The sequence below is a fragment of the Flavobacterium endophyticum genome (assembly GCF_003634455.1).
In the GTDB taxonomy this organism is placed as follows: Bacteria; Bacteroidota; Bacteroidia; order Flavobacteriales; family Flavobacteriaceae; genus Flavobacterium; species Flavobacterium endophyticum.
The window spans coordinates 2,004,809-2,023,867 of record NZ_RBLC01000001.1 but is presented as its reverse complement, the minus strand read 5'-3'; the positions used below and the strand labels follow the sequence as shown (position 1 = coordinate 2,023,867).

Here is a 19,059-nt window from a genome sequence, read left to right as displayed (position 1 = left end):
ATTTTACATCATAAAAAACAATAAAGTCTTTATTTTCAAGATAAACAATCAGGCAAAAACTTTAAAATGGGAAAGAAACCTTTAATTTTAGTTACCAACGACGATGGAATTTCTGCTCCAGGAATCCGTACCTTGATCAGCGTAATGAAAGAAATTGGCGAAGTGGTTGTGGTTGCTCCTGATAGCCCGCAATCCGCTACAGGCCATGCCATCACCATCAACAATACTTTATATCTCAACAAAATAACTGTCGGAAATGATGTCGATATCGAATATTCGTGTTCCGGAACTCCGGTAGACTGCGTAAAATTTGCCGTGAATGAGGTCTTGAAAAGAAAGCCAGACCTTTGCGTTTCGGGCATAAACCACGGCTCTAATTCTTCTATCAACGTAATTTATTCTGGAACCATGAGCGCCGCTGTTGAAGCTGGAATTGAAGGAATCCCTGCTATTGGTTTTTCACTACTTAATTATGACTGGAATGCTGATTTCGAGCCTACCAAAAAGTTCATCAAGAAGATTGCCTTAGAAGTTTTAGAAAACGGTCTTCCAGAAGGTGTCATCCTAAATGTAAATTTCCCAAAATTGCAGGAAAAAGAAATAAAAGGAATAAAAGTCTGCAGGCAAGCAAAAGCGATGTGGGCAGAAAAATTTGACAAAAGAACTTCTCCGATGGGGCGTGATTACTACTGGCTGACTGGAAAATTCATCAATCAAGACAATGGTGAAGACACCGACGAATGGGCTTTAAAACACGGCTATATTTCTTTAGTACCTGTACAATTTGACCTGACAGCCCACCATGCCATACAGACATTAAACACATGGAAATTAAACGACAAAAATTGATTCAGTTCAGTTTTAAATTGTTCAAGATATGAAATACTACATTATTGCAGGAGAAGCATCAGGCGACCTTCACGGTTCTAATTTGATGAAAGCCATTTTTAAAAAAGACCCACAAGCTGAAATTCGTTTTTGGGGAGGCGATCTCATGCAGCAAGCGGGCGGAACCTTAGTAAAACACTACCGCGACCTAGCCTTTATGGGATTTGCAGAAGTTGTCATGAATCTAAAAACGATTCTGAACAACATAAAACGTTGCAAAGCCGACATTTCCGAATTTAAGCCAGACGCTATCATTTTTATTGATTACCCGGGATTCAATATGCGAATTGCCAAATGGGCAAAAGAAATCGGAATCCCGACTCACTATTATATCTCTCCTCAAATTTGGGCCTGGAAAGAAAATCGTATCAAAGCGATCAAGCGAGATGTTGATTTCATGTATGTCATTCTTCCTTTTGAAAAAGATTTTTACGAGAAGAAACATAATTTCCCTGTAGCATTTGTCGGCCATCCCTTGATTGATGCCATCCACAACAGAAAACATGTGGATGAAGAATCATTCAGAAAAGAGTTTAGCCTAGATGAAAAACCAATAATTGCACTTTTGCCGGGCAGCCGAAAACAAGAAATTGCTAAAATGCTATCGGAAATGCTTGCTGTAGCTAAAGATTTTCCAGCGTATCAGTTTGTAATTGCGGGTGCTCCAAGCCAAGAATATTCTTTTTATGAGCAATTTTTAAAGAACAAAAATGTACATTTTATTTCGAACAGGACTTACGATCTGCTAAGCATTTCTTCTGCAGCTCTTGTGACTTCTGGAACTGCTACTTTAGAAACAGCTTTGTTTAAAGTTCCTGAAGTAGTTTGTTATAAAGGAAATTGGATTTCTTACCAGATAGCCAAACGAATCATCACATTAAAATACATATCGCTGGTCAATTTGATAATGGACAAAGAAGTTGTTACCGAATTAATTCAGAACGACTGCAATCCAAAAAGGATTAAAAAGGAATTGCATAAAATCTTAGAAACCAGCCAAAGAGAGAAGCTTCTCCAAGACTATGAAATTTTAGAAAAAAAGCTGGGAGGCATTGGAGCCAGCGAGAAAACAGCTCAATTGATTGTTGATAAGCTTAAAAAATAACACTTACTTAACACACGAAAATAATAAGCTAAAAATCAACCAATTGAAACTTAATTTCAAGTCAAAAATTCTTTTAATAAAATAGTTACTAACAATTTCTTGATAAGATTTTTGTCCATTTAAGAGAATTTACATTATATTTGGAATCTGTTATATAATAATCATGTCATCTGTTCGTTTATATTTAAAACTATAGCATTTGAAAAACAAGTAATTCTACGGAATTTTATTAATAAATCTAAAGCAAATACGCCCCTAAGTCTTTGTTTTTGCTGAAAAATAAAAAATAAAATATGTCTGCAAAAAAAATCTTATTTCTGTTCTTACCGCTGCTTTTATTAGTATCGACATTAGGCCACTCACAAATTATTACCACTAAAAAGGAAGCTCTTAAAAAAGGAGTTTACGAAAAGCCTGCAGAAAAGAAAAACACTATCGTTGCCGAAAAACCAGCACCGGTAGTTGCCGAAAAGGCAAAAGTTTCAAAAAACACAAAACCTCTTAAAAATAAAAAATCTGTAATTGTTGAACAAGAAGATCCGGATCTTGTTGTTTCGACACCTACTGAAAGTTATATCTCCTTACAATTAATTAACAATGCCATGAATTTCCTAGGCGTGAGATATCGCGGAGGCGGTACTACAACTGCAGGAATGGATTGTTCAGGAATGGTTACTGCCGTTTTTAATCTTTTTGACATAAAACTACCTAGAAGCTCACATGACATGGCTATGGTTGGCGAAAAAGTTGATACCAACGACATCAAAAAGGGTGATCTAATTTTCTTTCGAACTAATGGAAGAAGAGTAATCAATCATGTTGGAGTTGTCATTGAAAAAATAGGCGATGAGATAAAGTTCATCCATTCTTCTACCAGCAAAGGCGTTGTTGTTTCTTCAACAAATGAGCCGTACTACAAAAGAACATTTGCTCAGGTTAACAGAATTATCCAACAATAACTACATTTTTTGTTAATTTTTCGTATTTTCGTTTTTATGAAAATACTGAAATTCCCGTTAGCTAGAATCGCCATTTGGTTTATTCTAGGAGTACTCGCCGCATTTTACACTGAACCAAGCCCAAAATTTTCTTTACTATTTTGTAGCACCTCCTTGATTATTTTTGGAATAGCCTATTATTTCTCCAAGAAAGATTTCTTGCAAAAAATCTATTTTGGAATAGCGGCTTATCTGGTATTTTTCAGCATTGGCGTCTCAACGCAAGCTATTCACAACGAACGATTTTTCAAAAACCATTATAGTCACAAAATTGACCAGGATGACCATCATGTAGAAGTTGCCCTTCATGAGAAATTAAGAAGCAATGCTTCTAATGAACGTTATATTGCTAAGGTTTGTTCTATAGATACTTCTAATGCCAAAGGAAAAATCTTGTTGAGCATAAGTAAAGAAGGGCTAAAACAAGATTTTACTATTGGTTCCAGACTTTATGTATACGGCACGATATCGGAACCCCGAGCGCCAAGCAATCCCAACCAATTTGATTATAGGAAATATCTAGCCAACAAATCAATTTATGGTCAGCTATATGCGAATGTTTCAGAGATCAAGGTAAGCCAAAAGATTGATAAAAACATTTGGTATTACGCCTCTGAATTTCGAAACACTATCATCAAAAATCTTAAAAGTTCAGGTTTTAAAAATGAAGAACTCAATGTTGTCATAGCCTTGATCTTAGGACAGCAGCAAGACATTTCTCCTGAATTGCTGAAAGATTATCAACTTGCAGGTGCTGTGCACATTTTATCCGTTTCCGGACTCCATGTAGGCTGCATCATGATTTTCATCGGATTTCTTTTGGGCGGATTGCCAAAAACCAGATGGGGTAATTTTATAAAAATTGCAATACTTCTATCCTTTTTGTGGGCTTTCGCGATAATCGCTGGGTTTTCTCCTTCTGTTACGCGTTCCGTAGTAATGTTCAGTTTTGTCGCTGTCGGAAAATATGCTCGTAGAAAAACAAACATCTTCCATACACTAATTGTGTCGATGCTGTTTATTTTGCTCTTTGAGCCTTCCTTTATTTTCGACATTGGCTTCCAGCTTAGCTATTGTGCCTTATTTTTTATCGTATGGATGCAACCTTTGTTCTCTTCTGTGTGGCTACCTAAAACTTGGATTTTGAAATATTTCTGGGACATCCTGACGGTTTCATTCGCAGCGCAGATCGGAACTTTTCCATTAAGCACATACTATTTTCATCAATTCCCGGGATTGTTCTTCATAACGAATTTATTGGTGCTTCCGTTGCTCGGCTTTATTCTGGCCTTGGGCGTTTTTGTACTAGTATGGGCCTTTTTTGATATTGTTCCGACTTTTCTTGCTAAGAGTTTAGAATGGAGCATCTCGCTACTAAACAAAATCATCAATTGGGTAGCTTCCTTTGAATCTTTTATATTCCAAGATATTTCTTTTAGCTGGCAAATGTTAGTGGCTTGTTATGTGCTTATATTGGCCTTTGTGCTTTGGGTAAAACAACCTAATTTTCAGAGATTATCTTTTGCTCTGAGTAGTCTAATTTTATTACAGCTGGCTTATTTTGGAAATAAGTACTTCAACCAAAGTCAAGAAGAATTAATTGTATTTAATTCAAAAAGAAATACAATTCTTGTAGAAAGAAATGGAGAGAATATTGTTGTTTATACGAACAACAATTTATCCGAAGCGAATCTAAATTTTATTATCAGACCTTATCTAGTTGGGAATTTCAGTCATATCAGCAAAACAGAAAGAATACAAAATCTAGCCTATTTTAATAAAAACAGGATTTTAATTGTTGACAGTCTTGGTGTTTTTCCAAAAGGCCTACATCCTGATATCGTAATCATGACACAATCGCCTAAAATAAACCTTGAAAGAGTCCTTCAGGAATCCAGACCCAAAATGATTGTGGCAGATGCTTCAAACTACAGAACGGATACACAGAGATGGAAAGCAACTTGTGAAAAAGAAAAAATCCCTTTTCACTCAACTGTTGAAAAGGGATTTTATAGCTTATCTAAATAGAATTTAAACTTTGATTAGGGGCATTAACTGCTCAGGAGTATGATAGCCTACAATTGGGCTTTTTACCTCTCCTTTGCTATCAAAAATATACATTGACGGATATCCTTGCACTTTCAGGAACATTGTAAAATCATGTACCGCATTACGGCCTTTACGTGCCGCATCGTATTTTGGATTTGTATATTTTTTCCCTTTGTAGGTCACTTCAGAATCGCCTTCAGCATTAAATTTCACAGCATAATAATTAGCATTGATGTATTCTGCTACTTCTTTAGACTGAAAAGTATTCTTGTCTAACATCTTACATGGTCCACACCAATCCGTGTACACGTCCATAAAAATTGGTTTCGGCTTTTTCTTTTGCGCAGCAAGGGCTTGATCTAATGTAAGCCATTTTACTTCCTGAGCTTGAACTGCAGCTATTGAGCCTACAGCTAAAAATAGTACTAAAAGTAGTTTTTTCATTTTTTTATAGTTTTGAATATTGGTTTCAAAAATAATGCCGTTTAGGCTACATTATTCTCTTTCATTACTCGATTTAACCATTTTAACATCAACAGCAATACTATTGCCGCAGCTAAAACTAAACCGAAGTTAAGGAAAAAGAAGTTTTCTTTTTGAGGTATTTTTTCCCAAAGTGATGATAGCATTCCTGAAAGTTTATTTCCGACAGAAATCGCCAAAAAGAAACCACCCATCATCAAAGCGGTTATCCTTGGAGGAGAAAGTTTTGAAACAAGTGACAGTCCCATTGGAGAAAGGCATAATTCTCCAATGGTAATTACACCATACGAAGCAATCAGCCACCAAGAACTTGCTTTTAAAGTCATATCGTTTGTTGCAAAAACAGCACCTACCATTACTAAAGCCGAAAGAGCTGTAATTACCAAACCGATAAAGATTTTTGTTGGCGTGCTAGGTTCTTTTTTTCTTCTTCTCATAAAACCAAATACACCTACCACCAATGGCGTCAAGACTACTACCCAGAATGGGTTAATAGATTGGTACAATTCTGTTGAATACAATTTTAAGTTTGTTCCTTTGGCCGGAACTTGATCTCCAGGCAAGGTTGCAAAATATTTTCTTGATTTTTCTAGCTGTCCGATTTCGCTTGAATAATCTGCTTTTGCTTTTAATTCTTCTTTAGAAACAGCTGGCATTGCTTCTTCTTTAGCTCTCATTTCGGCAATTGTTTTATCAAATGTAGCTTGGTCAGCCGAAACGATATCATTGTTTACAACAACTTGTGCCATTCCTAATTCATCGGCTACATTAGAAACTGCAGTCGGCATGCTTCTGTCTGTATGATCTTCTGCCCAAACGGTTAGTGCGTCTCCATTTTGGTGAAAAATTGCAAAGAACAAAATCACACAAGTAAACACAGCCAAAAGTGCTTTAATCGCTCGACTTTCTTTCGCCTCAGCTTTAAATGCCAAGTAAATGAAGAACCCGATAACTGGCAAACATCCAATAATAAAGGCATCGTTAGTATCAGAACCTAAGAAATTTCCAGGAATCAAATACCCGATTATTCCGAAAATAAACATTGGAAGAACTGTCAAACCAAGAATTTTTCCAGTTGACATATCCCCTTTTTCGACTGGTTTAATAACATCTACATGTTTTATGTGTTTTGTTCCGATCAAGAATACAACTACACCAATCAACATTCCGACTCCAGCAGCAGCAAACGCGTGCCCCCATCCGTAGTTGATTCTCATGTATGCGGCAACGAAATTACAGATAAAAGCTCCTACGTTGATTCCCATGTAAAAGATATTATAACCTGCATCTTTTTTATCTTTCATTTCATCGCTGCTGTATAAATTTCCAACCAGCGTTGAGATATTCGGCTTAAAGAATCCGTTTCCTAAGATAATACAGAATAATGCTATATAGAAAGTCATCTCGCTATGAATAGAAAGCAAGAAATAACCTGCTGCCATCATCAAGCCTCCCATGACGATCGATCTTCTATAGCCTAAAACTCTATCAGCAAGCAATCCTCCGATAAAAGGAGTCAGATACACAAGACCTAGATACGTCCCGTAGATATCGGATTTTTTAGCAGGGTCAAAGCCCATACCACCATTATTCCATCCGTCAAGCATGTAAAGGGAGAATATCCCTAACATCAAATAATATCCAAATCTTTCCCACATTTCTGTTCCGAATAGATACCAAAGGCCTTTCGGGTGTGATTGCTTTACTGTTGTTTCCATTTATTATAGTTTAGTTTAGTTATTATCGTACTCCGTGCATTAATTTCTTCAATACGGGATTTAATGCTGTAACAATCAATCCGGCTACAATAGGGACTATCGTAAAAATCAGGAAGAATGTACTCATATCGTATTCTTTAGTAATGCCTTCAATCATTCCGCCTAGCGAACCTGCCAATTTATTTCCGATTGCAATCGCAAGATACCACATCCCGAACATAAATGCAATCATTCTTCCAGGCACCAATTTGCTGACATATGACAAACCAACTGGCGATAGGCATAATTCTCCTAGTGTATGGAATATATATGCGAATATAAGCCAAATCATGCTAACTCTTACTGCTCCAGCTTCAGCGCCAGAAGGAATAACTTTTGCTCCGTACGCCAATATGGCAAATCCTAAGCCCATAATAATCAGTCCTAGGCCGTATTTAACTGCTGCACTAGGATTGTATTTGCTGTCCCACCATTTAGAAAACATGGAAGCAAAAGCAATAATAAAGAATGAATTTAGGATACTGAACCAAGAAGTCGTGACTTCCACTTGATTTTCTTTAAGCTGGGTTATTTCGGCCTTTATAATCTGAGAATCTTTGGTTGCTTTTTTATAATCGTTTCTGATCTTCGCTTCTAAATCTTTTGTCAGGTAAACAAAATTCCCGATTTCATTATGAAGTGCTACTTTGTCATTCACTTTCAGCAGTTCTTTGCTCGAAATCGTAACAGTCTTGTCAACAACTTCGTCTGTCGGCTTTAATACCGTAGTTTCTGTTACTGGATTAAAATCAAAAACCAAGTCTCCGTTTTCATCGACATTTTGCTTTTTGGTCTTTTCATCAATTTGAGCGGTCTTAATCGCTTGATATTTCAGTTCGTACGCTTTTGAATTGTAATCGTTATTCAACATCCAGATGACAATTCCCCAAACGCCTAGAAAACTTATGGCTAGAATAATATTTGAAGTTGATATTCTTTTATAAGTCTGCTTGAACAGCAGGAACAATACCCAAGAAATCAGAATCAATGGAATTATGGTCAGAAGCGTATTTACGATATTAAAAATAATCGCTTGGTTCCCCATCAAAGTTCGGTCTGTAAAATCTCTTGCAAAAAGTACTAATGAAGTTGCTCCTTGCTCAAACGACAGCCAAAAGAAAACGGTGAAGAAAGCAAAGATAATAACCGCAATCATTCTGTCACGGACTATTCTTGTATAACGCGCAATTCTAGAAATTACCAAGAACAAGAATAAGACCAATCCGATTATTGTTATGACTAAAGAGCCTGGCAAAATATCTTTTGAAATTAAAAATTCCTGAGGCAGAAGATGAATGTTTGCAATTTTAGAAGCAGGATCATCAATCAAATACAACAATCCGATTATGGAAGTGATTACTATCAACACCTTATCCAGCATCGTAAAAGGATTTCTTTTGTCTTCTGGCTTAACTTCAGCCTGTGGTTTTGTAATGTCAATCTGTCCGTCTGGCGAAATCGCTTCAACAAGTTTAGATTTTTTAGGAACATCTCCAATAGTTCCGAACAAAGGTTTTGCCAACCAGAATTGCAAAGAGCCCAAAAGCATAAAAATTCCAGCTAATCCAAAGCCCCAGCTCCAGCCAACTTTTTCGGCAAGATAACCGCACAGCATCATTCCGAAGAAAGCTCCTGCGTTCACTCCCATGTAAAAGATAGTATACGCGCCGTCTTTTTTCTCAGGCAGGTCTTTGTACATTTCAGAGATAATAGAAGTCATATTCGGCTTAAAGAAACCCGTACCGATAACCAGCAAAACTAGTCCAAAATAAAGTGAAAATTCGGTTTCAAGCGCCATAGAAGCATGACCTAAAGTCATGATTATTGCCCCGATAACAACTGCCCAGCGATAGCCTGTGAATTTATCGGCAATGATACCACCCGCAATTGGGGTCAGGTATAAAAGTCCGGCATAGGTTCCGAATAAAGCTCCGGCATTTTCTGAAGACCATTCCCAGCCCGGATTGGTTCCGATAGCGGCCATGGTCAAAAAATTAATCAACAAGACTCTCATTCCGTAGAAAGAGAATCGTTCCCACATTTCAGTAAAAAACAAAACGAATAATCCTGATGGATGGCCTAAAACTTTTGATTTGAAAAAATCGTTATTGGATGAGATTTCTGACATTCTAAATTTATTTATTCTATTTTGTTATTTGACTTCTTGCATCAATTTTTTAATCAATGGAGTTGCTACGATTAGGAACACTCCTGCAATTAGAGAATATATTGCTAAAGTATAATATCCATCTGTGTATGATTGTAATTTTGACACCAAATCATCGCCTGTATTTGATTTCGACATTGCCGCACCTAATTTTCCTGCAGCTAATTGGCCGAAAGCACTTGCCAAGAACCACAATCCCATCATCATTCCGAAAAGTCTTTTTGGCGATAGTTTAGTAATGATTGACATTCCAATCGGACCAAGACAAAGCTCTCCGATTGTAGTGATTAAATAGGCAAAAGTGAACAAATTCAAAGAAGTTATACCTTCAGAATTCGCGAAAAATCTTGTGTAATAGAAAAGGTAGAATGATGCTGAAAGGAACAAGAAACCAATTCCAAATTTTATAATCGTATTCGGCTCGATTTTCTTCTTCGCCAGCCAAAGCCATAAAAGACCAATAATTGGGCTTAAAATAATTACGAATAAAGTGTTAGAACTGTTGTTTACAATATTAGGGTCAATGTTGAAAAACAATAAACTGTGGCTCAAGTTATCTTTTGCAAAAAGAGACAGTGATCCTCCGCTTTGCTCATAAATTGCATTAAATAAGAAGTAAAAGAAAATAAACAGGAATGCTGCAAATAATTTTTTCTGTAGGCTGGCATTTTTCAGGTTAAACAGTTCATATGTAAAATACAATACCGCAATTGCGCCAATCGTATACATGAAATAATCTGTATAGTCTGTATTTTTTACCATTATAAAAATAAAGGGGATGCTAAGCAATGAGCATACATATACCGCAATTTCCCTGAATTTTCTTTTGCTTACGGATAAGTTCAAGAGTGGAGAATCTCCAATCGGACCTAAGTGTTTTTTTGTAACAAGGAAAGTGATCAGCCCTAAAGCCATTACGATTGCCGCTGAAAGGAAGCACAATGTCCATGAATGGTATTTTCCTAAATAAATACACAATGCTCCACCAAAAAGTCCACCGATATTGATTCCGGCATAAAACATTCCATAACCTGCATCTCTTCTTGGGTCTTTTTCATGGTACAACTCTCCAACCATCGAGGAAATATTCGGCTTAAAGAAACCGGTACCGATTATAGAAAAGGCTATTCCATAATAAAACATAGTTTGAGGAGAAAATGCTATCAGCAAATTCCCTAAGATCATTACGATTCCGCCAAAGAAAAGCGATTTTCTAAATCCTAATATTTTGTCGGCAAAAATACCACCGATAAAAGTAAAGGCATAAACAAATGCTTGAATCGCTCCGTATTGCAAGTTGGCAGCATCATCTTTTAATAAAAGCTGGTCGACCATAAAAAAAGTCAAGACGCCTCGCATTCCATAAAAACAGAAACGTTCCCACATTTCTACTAAAAACAGATACCATAACTGTCTTGGATATTTTCCTTCAAAGTTTTGGATATCTTCAATTGTTGGTACTTGGACTGCGGGGGTATTCGGGTCGGTCATTTCCATTTATAGGTTCTCTTTAATAAAGTTTGTCATTTTTGTATATAGCTGCAATCTGGTTTTTCCACCATAGATTCCGTGGTTTTTGTCAGGGTAGATCGCCCAATCAAATTGTTTGTTGGCTTGTACTAAAGCTTCGATCATCAGCATTGTGTTTTGCACATGTACGTTGTCATCGGCACTTCCGTGAATTAAAAGGTATTTCCCTTTTAGCTTGCTGACATGATTGATCGGTGAGTTTTGGTCATATCCAGAAGCATTTTCTTGTGGCGTCTGCATGTATCTTTCTGTATAAACTGAATCATAGAATCTCCAGTTTGTTACCGGCGCAACGGCGATAGCCATTTTGAAAACGTCGTTCCCTTTTAAGATACAGTTGGAAGACATAAAACCGCCATAACTCCATCCCCAGATTCCAATTCTGCTGTTGTCAACATAATTGTATTTTCCGAGTACTTTTGCAGCATCAATTTGGTCTTCAACTTCGAATTTTCCTAATTCTTTATAAGTTACTTTTTTAAAATCAGCACCTTTGAAACCTGTACCTCTTCCGTCAACGCAAGCTACGATATAACCTTGCTGCGAAAGCATCATATACCACAAGTCGTTCGTATCGATCCAATTATTTGCCACTTCTTGTGAACCTGGACCTGAATATTGGAACATCAAAACTGGATATTTTTTAGAGGCATCAAAATTCTTCGGCTTGATCATCCAAGCATTCAGCTTATGTCCTTTTTCTGTAGTAAGTTCAAAAAATTCTTTTGAAGGCAAATCGTAGGCTTTCAACTTTGATTGTAAGGCCTCGTTCTTTTTGATAGATTGTACTTCTTTGCCTGTTTTTGCATCATTCAAAGAATATTGCGCCGGAGTCGTGGCATTAGAGAATGTATTAATATAGAACTGAAAGTTTGGGCTGAAGGTTGCCGAATTGGTTCCGGTTGCAGAAGAAAGTCTTTTCTTGTCTTTTCCGCTTACTTTTATAGAATATACATCTCTGTTGATGGAACCGTTTTCGACTGATTGGTAGAAAATAGTTGCTGTTTTTTCATCCAAACCATAATAAGCAGTGACTTCCCAGTTTCCTTTTGTGATTTGATTTTTCAGCTTTCCAGTTTTGTCGTAGTGGTAAATATGGTTGAAACCGTCTTTCTCGCTTGTCCAGATAAAACTGTTATCTTTTAGAAACGTAAGATTGTCGGTGATATCAACATACGCTTTGTCTTTTTCATTCAAGATAACATTTGCTACACCTGATGTTCCATCCACAAAAAGCAGGTCTAAATTATTCTGGTGCCTGTTGATGACTTGAGCACTCAAGACATTCGCTTCATTCGTCCATTTTATTCTTGGAATGTAAAAATCAGTATAACTTCCTAAGTTGATTTGTTTTGCAGCATTGGCCTTAACATCATAAATATGCAACGAAACCAGCGCGTTCTTTTCTCCTGCTTTCGGATATTTGAAAACCTGCTGCACTGGATAAAGACCCTGATTAAAAAGATCCATTGAAAACTCAGGCACTTCAGTTTCATCAAATCGGATAAAAGCTATTTTGTCGCTTGAGGCATTCCAGTCAAATGCTTTTACGAAAGAGAATTCTTCTTCATAAACCCAGTCCGTAATACCATTGATGACTGCGTTTTTCTTTCCATCAGTCGTAATCTGTTTTGAAGTCTTAGATTGAAGATTATAGACAAACAAATTATTGTCTTTTGCATACGCAATCTGGGTTCCGTCTGGAGAAAAAGTAGGCTCCTGAATCTTAAAATCAAACAATTTTGTCAATTGCTTGGTTTGGATATCATACAAATAATAGTCGGCCACAAAAGAATGGCGGAAAATCTGGTCCGATTCGCAAGCAATCAAAATCATATTTTCTTTTGAATTGAAAGTATAACTGTCAATCATCGGAAGATCTTTATGATTTTTCGTATCAATTAAGGTCGAGACTTTCTTCAAAGTTGCATAGTCGTACAAGTCAATCTGCATGCTTCTTGACGGTCGATCAAAATTTAAAACAGTATATTGATTGGTGTTTTTTAAGGATTGTAATTCTTCCATTCCTTCGGCCCTAAATGCTCCTCCCCAGATTTCCTCAAGAGTTAATTTCTGCTGGCCAAAAACCGACATGCACAAGAATAATAGCAATGCGGTAATCTTTCGTGAATTCATCATATTTTGTTAAGGTAAAAAAACTGTCAATTTTAGTGAAAAATTTGCAATAAACCTTGATTTTTTGTGTTAAATGCAATTTCCGGAATTTCAATTTGCATTTATATTTGAAATGCTCCTTATTTTGAATGAAGAAAGAAATTTCCTTTCAATCGAAACAAATGCCTTTTCTTATTATTATTTTAGTTTATATTTGAGTAAACCCAACCCAAAATGAAAAATTATCTGCTGTGCTTACTAGTTGCCTCTGTTTCAGTTACCGCGCAAAATCTTAAAGATTGTTCTAAATGTTCTTCAGAAATAATCAGCGAGAATACCATTGAAAACTTAGACATTTATGCCTTAAAGCTTTTAAAAAATGAGATTTATGCTCGTAAAGGTTATGTTTTTTCTAATCCTGAATATGCCGCATATTTCAAAAACAAATCTTGGTATAAACCGCTAAACAACAACGATGCTATTGAATTTTCTGACATCGAACAGAAGAATATCAGTCTGCTTGCGCAAAAGATCAGCGAGATTTCTCAATATGTCGCAAACGAGCAAAACAGCAAATACAAGACTCTTTCCGAAGAAAAAATCAAAGAGCTATTTACAGCTAAAAAGAAAAAAGAACTGGGAATCAATTTCTCTATCTGGAAAGTTTACGATTATCAAGATAAAACTGGAAACTACTATCTGGTCTTGACAGAAGAAAAATTTAAAGAGCCAAAAGATGGGAATTACTTCAACAATTCGATCAAGGCTTTTAATTTTAAGGTTGAAAATGATACTTGGACCAAAACATTTGAGACTAATGATTTTAAGCAACCAGAAGAGGAGAGCATATGGTTTTGGACAAAATATATTTATGTAGAAGATTTTGACAACGACGGAATCATCGAACCCATAGTTATTTATGGCACAAACGGATATAATGGCTATGATGATGGAAGAATAAAAATACTGCTCTATTACAAAGGAAAAAAGATCGGACTCAGAATCCAAAATGGAATACTAGACGACCAACGGAATTTCAATGTTGATGCTGAGTTTTACAACCTGCCTAAAAACCTTCAAGACAAAATCGTTTCGCAAATGAACTTGATGGTTGAAAACAATCATTCTATCTTGCCGTACGGCTGGCAGAAAAAGATGGCAAAAAAGATCACTTTCATTGAAGAATAGTCGAAAAATTACAAATAAAAACGCTTTTTAAATTCGTAAAAAGAATAGCCTGAAACCGTATCTTTGCAGGACTATTGTAAGACATAATTGATAGATAATGAATAAAGCCATTTCGGGATTTTCAAAATTATCCAAAGAAGAAAAAATAAGCTGGATTGCTAAAGAATATTTTTCGAATCCAGATGAAGCCATTGCTATCTTAAAGAATTATTGGAATTCTGATGCCAAGCTCCAAAAACTGCACGATGATTTTATCGAAAATACCATAACTAACTTTTACCTTCCGTTAGGAATTGCTCCCAACTTTTTAATCAACGGAAAATTCTACACGGTTCCGATGGCTATCGAAGAAAGTTCGGTAGTTGCAGCAGCGGCAAAAGCAGCAAAGTTTTGGTCTGAAAGAGGCGGCTTCAAAGCAACAGTCTTGAATACTGAAAAAATCGGCCAAGTCCATTTTATCTATACAGGAGAAACTTCAAAACTAGAACGATTCTTTGAAGAAAAGAAAAACAAGTTTTTTGAAGAAACAGAAAGCATCACCAAAAATATGCAAAAGCGAGGTGGAGGAATTTTAGACATTATTCTAAAAGACAAAACCGATTTGCTTCCGAATTATTTTCAACTTCATGCCTCTTTTGAGACAAAAGATTCCATGGGTGCGAATTTTATAAATTCTTGCTTGGAACAGTTTGCAAAAACATTACAGAAAGAAGCCCAATCCTTCGAATTATTTTCTTCAGAAGAAAAAAATATTCAAGTCGTGATGAGCATTTTGTCGAATTATGTTCCTAATTGCATCGTCAGAGCTGAAGTTTCTTGTAAGGTGGAGGAATTAAACGAAAATAAAAACATCGACCCGCAAAACTTTGCTGAAAAATTTGTCAGGGCGGTCCAAATTGCAGAAGTCGAGCCCTACAGAGCGGTAACCCATAACAAGGGAATCATGAACGGAATTGATGCTGTTGTTTTGGCGACCGGAAATGATTTTCGTGCTGTAGAAGCTGGAATTCATGCCTATGCTTCTAAATCTGGACGCTACCAAAGTCTTTCGCATGCTAAAATCGAAAATGGAATGTTTCATTTCTGGATGGAAATTCCATTGGCTTTAGGAACAGTTGGCGGCTTGACATCATTGCATCCTTTGGTTAAGCTCGCTTTAGAGATGCTTGAGAAGCCTTCTGCTCAAGAATTAATGCAGATCGTAGCTGTTGCCGGCCTGGCGCAGAACTTTGCCGCATTGCGCTCTTTGACGACAACAGGGATACAAGAAGGCCATATGAAAATGCACTTGGGGAATATCATCAACCAACTTGAAGCAACAGATGAAGAAAGAGTCTTAATCGTAGATTATTTCCAGCATAATCCAGTTTCTCATGCTGCGGTCGTAGAATATTTTAGCGATTTGAGAAAAGTTAAATCTTGATTACTTGAAAAAGACATTTTACAGCAACGGAAAGCTCCTTATCACAGGCGAATATGTCGTTTTAGATGGCGCAAAGGCATTGGCATTGCCGACAAAGTTCGGGCAAAATCTTATTATTGAAAGCGGCAATAAGAAGCAGATTGAATGGAAAAGCTTTGACAAGGATGGAAGCATCTGGTTTGAAGATTCTATCCCTTTTGAAAGTATTATAAAAAAAGAAACATTTCTTTCAGACAAGATCAAAAATACATTAGTCGAAATCTTGCATGAAGCCTATCTTCTAAACCCTAAATTTATTGAAGAATCCGAAGGCTATAATATTACAACCGAACTGACTTTTCCTAAATTTTGGGGCCTCGGCACCTCTTCGACTTTAATAAACAATATAGCACAATGGCTCAACATTGATGCTTTTGAACTGTTACGCACGAGTTTTGGAGGAAGTGGCTATGATATTGCATGCGCCCAAAAAGATGTCCCTATCTTGTATCAACTAGAAAATGGCAAGCCTATAATCCATAAGGTATCTTTTAATCCTGAATTTACCAGCAACCTCTATTTTGTATATCTAAATAAAAAACAGAGCAGCAAGGCCGCAATCGCGTCGTATTATAGCAAGCAGAATAACATATCGGAAGTCGTCAAAAAAATCGACAAGATTACTGAAGCTGTTTTAGTCGCCGATAACCTAAAAGCTTTCGCCTACCAAATCGAAAAACATGAAATGATCATGAGCGATGTTTTGGAAATGCAAACCATACAAGAAGCTTATTTTAGCGATTTCAAAGGCGTCGTAAAAAGCCTCGGAGCATGGGGAGGCGATTTTGTCATGGCCATTTCGAAAGAAAATCCCGCGGCTTATTTCAAAGAAAAAGGATTTCCGACTCTTCTTACCTTTGATGAAATGATCTTAAAATAAAAAATCCCGACTAGATAGTCGGGATTTTTTATTTCTATTATATTTGATTCTTAGAATCCGAAATCAAGTCTGTTGTCTTCGATATCTGCTTTCTCTTTTAAAGCAGGAACGATTCTTCCAGCTGCAGCAGCGCTTTGTGCTTTAAGTCTTGCTGTGTAAGTATCGAAGTTTTTAATAGCTGGTGCTTTTGCAACACTTTTAGTTTTCAATTTGAAAACTCCAGATCTACCTTCGATCAATTCAGATACTTTGTTAGGAGCCGTTGCGAATGCAGTACCTACAACTCTTGGCTCAGATCCGAATCCCATAAGGTTTGGACTTTGCAAAGTAAGGTCTGTTGCAGAAGCTACAGCAACTTTAGCAGCTTTAGCAGCTTCTTCTAACGTAGCGCCTTTCATGATTGCTTTTATCTTTTCAGTCTTTTTCTCATTTTTCAAGATTGGCTCAACCATTGGTTTTGCATCAGAGATTGGCATCAATCCTTCTTTATTGACTTTTTTAAGTTTTACGATCAAGTTTCCGTTTGGAACATTGAATCTTTTCACATCACCTTCAGAAGTTTTTTTCTCGTAAGCCCATCGTACTACTTGTCTTTGGTTTGTAAAGCTTCCAAAGTTTTCGTCAAGTGCTTTTACGTTTGCTGATGGCATTACAGTCAATCCAAGAGATTTCGCTACAGTAGCGAAATCTTTTTCAGAAGCCTCCATTTCAAACTTAGTTGCTTTTCTGAAGATATCATCGCTAGTTGTTTCAGATGGCTCTATTCTTTGCGCAATAGTTGCCAAACGAATAGCATCTTGCTTATCGATTACTTTAATAATGTGGTAACCGAATTCTGTTTCAACAAGACCCACTTTTCCAATAGGGCTGTTGAATACGAAATCGTTGAAAGGTTTTACCATTTGCCCAGGAGTCATATCATATTCTCCTCTAGTTTGAGCAGACCCTGGATCATCAGAGTTTCCAGCAACTAAAGATTCTAAAACAGCTGGATTTGCTTGAACTTGTTTGAAAAGATCGTCAGCTTTCGCTTTAGCTTCTTCTTTAGTTCTTGTAATAGCAGGATTTGGAGCTTTGCTTCCAGCATAGCTAATCAAGATATGGCTTGCTTTTGCGCTTGCTCCAGCTTTTTTACCTAATGACTTGCTTATAGCATAATATCCGTTAAAGATATAAGGTCCGAAAACCTCGCCTGTCTGCAAGTTGTATAGTTGCTCTGCATATTGAGCTGGAAGATTTTTCTTAGTTACATAAGTAGAGTCAAACTTAACATCAGAATTTGCATCCACAAACTCTTGGTTGTTCGTTACTTCTCTGAAACCTTTAACTGTATCGTTTTTTCCAGTTGCTTCATTGAAGACTACTCTAGGAGATAATAACTCAGTAATATTTTTCTTTACTTCTTCTTCATCTTCTTTAGAAGGCTTGTCTTCAATTACGACAAATTGCAATTCGCGTGTTTCGTCAGCTTTGAATTTCTTCTCGTTTTTTCTCATGTACGCTACAATCTCGTCATCAGAAACTGGAACCTCACTATCTTTTATGTTTGAAAAAGGAAAAGCAACATAGTCAAAAGTAACTTTGTCAGATTCCATTTCATATTGCAATTTTCCTTCAGCCTCAGTAGCTACCAAACCAGCTCTTAGCATTGTGCTGTAGATTTGGTATTTTGCAGAAAGAGCCGCTTGCGTTTCTCTTTGCTGTAATTGAGGAGCTAGTTCTGGATTGGCTTGGAAAAATTCTTTGAATTTTTGATAATCAAATTGGCCAGCAGCATTTTGGAATTGAGGATTCTGACCAATATCTTGGCTTTGTTTAAGAATATCAAGGATTTGGTTCTCACCTACTCTGATTCCTAATTTCTCAAATTGTTCTGTAAGCAAAGCTATAGAAACTTCTTGTTCCCAAACGTTGTTTGCTGCTTGAGAAGCCGTGATTCCTTGACCGCCTTTTTCAACTGCATCGACTTTACTTCTAAAATCTTCAAATGAAATATCTTCTCCGTTGATACTTCCAACGTATTTTGAAGTTTGCTTGAAACCACCGCTATTGATAAGGTCGCCTACAACAAATGCTAATAAGCAAAAACCAATAACAAATATAAGAAGCAATGATCGTTGTCTAATTTTTGATAAAACTGCCATTTTTTTATTGTTAATTTTTAAATTCAGAGGGCGAAAATACAATTATCTATTTAATAATAAAAGGAGTAAACCTATATTTTCTGATAAAGATGAAGTTTTTTTTGAATGTGATGCGGAAGATTCGCAAAAAGCCTAGAAAATAAGGAAACTACTGTTGCCTGTTTTTATTTTGGTCTTCATATTTCTTTGCAAATCTTCTGCGAAAGAAAAACATAAAAAGCGCGATTGCGGCAAAGAAAAAACTAAGCCAAGGACTTCTTTCTGTAGAATTTAACTGCATAAAGCCGTCTACT

13 protein-coding genes are annotated in these 19,059 nt (G+C 36.5%); 7 read left to right on the top strand and 6 right to left on the bottom strand.

Features of this window, described 5'->3' with window-relative positions; all coding sequences use genetic code 11:
* Positions 1-66: 66 nt before the first annotated feature.
* The 4 genes from surE to CLV94_RS09080 all read left to right on the top strand — a co-directional run bounded on the left by surE (position 67) and on the right by CLV94_RS09080 (position 5,019).
* Positions 67-849: a 5'/3'-nucleotidase SurE gene (gene surE, locus CLV94_RS09095; RefSeq protein ID WP_121376075.1), complete on the top strand. Its 783-nt coding sequence runs from the start codon at positions 67-69 to the stop codon at positions 847-849.
* 28 nt (positions 850-877) lie between these two features.
* Positions 878-1,993 carry a lipid-A-disaccharide synthase gene (lpxB, locus tag CLV94_RS09090; RefSeq protein ID WP_121376074.1) on the top strand — a complete coding sequence of 372 codons (1,116 nt, stop codon included), beginning with the start codon at positions 878-880 and terminating at the stop codon, positions 1,991-1,993.
* A 293-nt stretch (positions 1,994-2,286) separates the two neighbouring features.
* Positions 2,287-2,952: a C40 family peptidase gene (locus CLV94_RS09085; protein ID WP_121376073.1), complete on the top strand. Its 666-nt coding sequence runs from the start codon at positions 2,287-2,289 to the stop codon at positions 2,950-2,952.
* A 36-nt stretch (positions 2,953-2,988) separates the two neighbouring features.
* Positions 2,989-5,019: a ComEC/Rec2 family competence protein gene (locus CLV94_RS09080; protein WP_121376072.1), complete on the top strand. Its 2,031-nt coding sequence runs from the start codon at positions 2,989-2,991 to the stop codon at positions 5,017-5,019.
* 3 nt (positions 5,020-5,022) lie between these two features.
* Here the strand turns inward: CLV94_RS09080 and CLV94_RS09075 are convergent, their stop codons facing one another.
* The 5 genes from CLV94_RS09075 to CLV94_RS09055 are packed head-to-tail and all read right to left on the bottom strand — an operon-like array spanning position 5,023 to position 13,113.
* Complete coding sequence (locus tag CLV94_RS09075; protein WP_121376071.1) at positions 5,023-5,484, bottom strand: thioredoxin family protein; 462 nt, start codon at positions 5,482-5,484, stop codon at positions 5,023-5,025.
* 41 nt (positions 5,485-5,525) lie between these two features.
* Entirely contained in the window at positions 5,526-7,241 is a 1,716-nt protein-coding gene (locus CLV94_RS09070) for a peptide MFS transporter (RefSeq protein ID WP_121376070.1), read from the bottom strand.
* Positions 7,242-7,263: 22 nt separating this feature from the next.
* The gene (locus tag CLV94_RS09065; RefSeq protein ID WP_121376069.1) at positions 7,264-9,408 is read right to left on the bottom strand and encodes a peptide MFS transporter; all 2,145 of its coding nucleotides are present in this window, start codon (positions 9,406-9,408) and stop codon (positions 7,264-7,266) included.
* Between the two features lie 24 nt (positions 9,409-9,432).
* Entirely contained in the window at positions 9,433-10,944 is a 1,512-nt protein-coding gene (locus CLV94_RS09060; RefSeq protein ID WP_245982503.1) for a peptide MFS transporter, read from the bottom strand.
* On the bottom strand, positions 10,945-13,113 hold the full coding sequence (locus tag CLV94_RS09055; RefSeq protein ID WP_121376276.1) for a S9 family peptidase: 2,169 nt from the start codon (positions 13,111-13,113) through the stop codon (positions 10,945-10,947). It lies immediately after the preceding gene.
* 213 nt (positions 13,114-13,326) lie between these two features.
* Between CLV94_RS09055 and CLV94_RS09050 the strand changes: the two genes are divergently transcribed.
* The 3 genes from CLV94_RS09050 to CLV94_RS09040 all read left to right on the top strand — a co-directional run bounded on the left by CLV94_RS09050 (position 13,327) and on the right by CLV94_RS09040 (position 16,622).
* A complete protein-coding gene (locus CLV94_RS09050; RefSeq protein ID WP_121376068.1) occupies positions 13,327-14,280 on the top strand; it encodes a YARHG domain-containing protein in 954 nt (317 codons plus the stop codon).
* Positions 14,281-14,377: 97 nt separating this feature from the next.
* On the top strand, positions 14,378-15,703 hold the full coding sequence (locus CLV94_RS09045) for a hydroxymethylglutaryl-CoA reductase, degradative (RefSeq protein ID WP_121376067.1): 1,326 nt from the start codon (positions 14,378-14,380) through the stop codon (positions 15,701-15,703).
* A 4-nt stretch (positions 15,704-15,707) separates the two neighbouring features.
* Positions 15,708-16,622, top strand: coding sequence for a GYDIA family GHMP kinase (locus CLV94_RS09040; protein ID WP_121376066.1), 915 nt, complete (start codon positions 15,708-15,710; stop codon positions 16,620-16,622).
* A gap of 50 nt (positions 16,623-16,672) precedes the next feature.
* Here the strand turns inward: CLV94_RS09040 and CLV94_RS09035 are convergent, their stop codons facing one another.
* Positions 16,673-18,766 (bottom strand): peptidylprolyl isomerase, encoded by a 2,094-nt coding sequence (locus CLV94_RS09035; RefSeq protein WP_121376065.1) that lies wholly within the window; start codon positions 18,764-18,766, stop codon positions 16,673-16,675.
* Positions 18,767-19,059 lie beyond the last annotated feature (293 nt).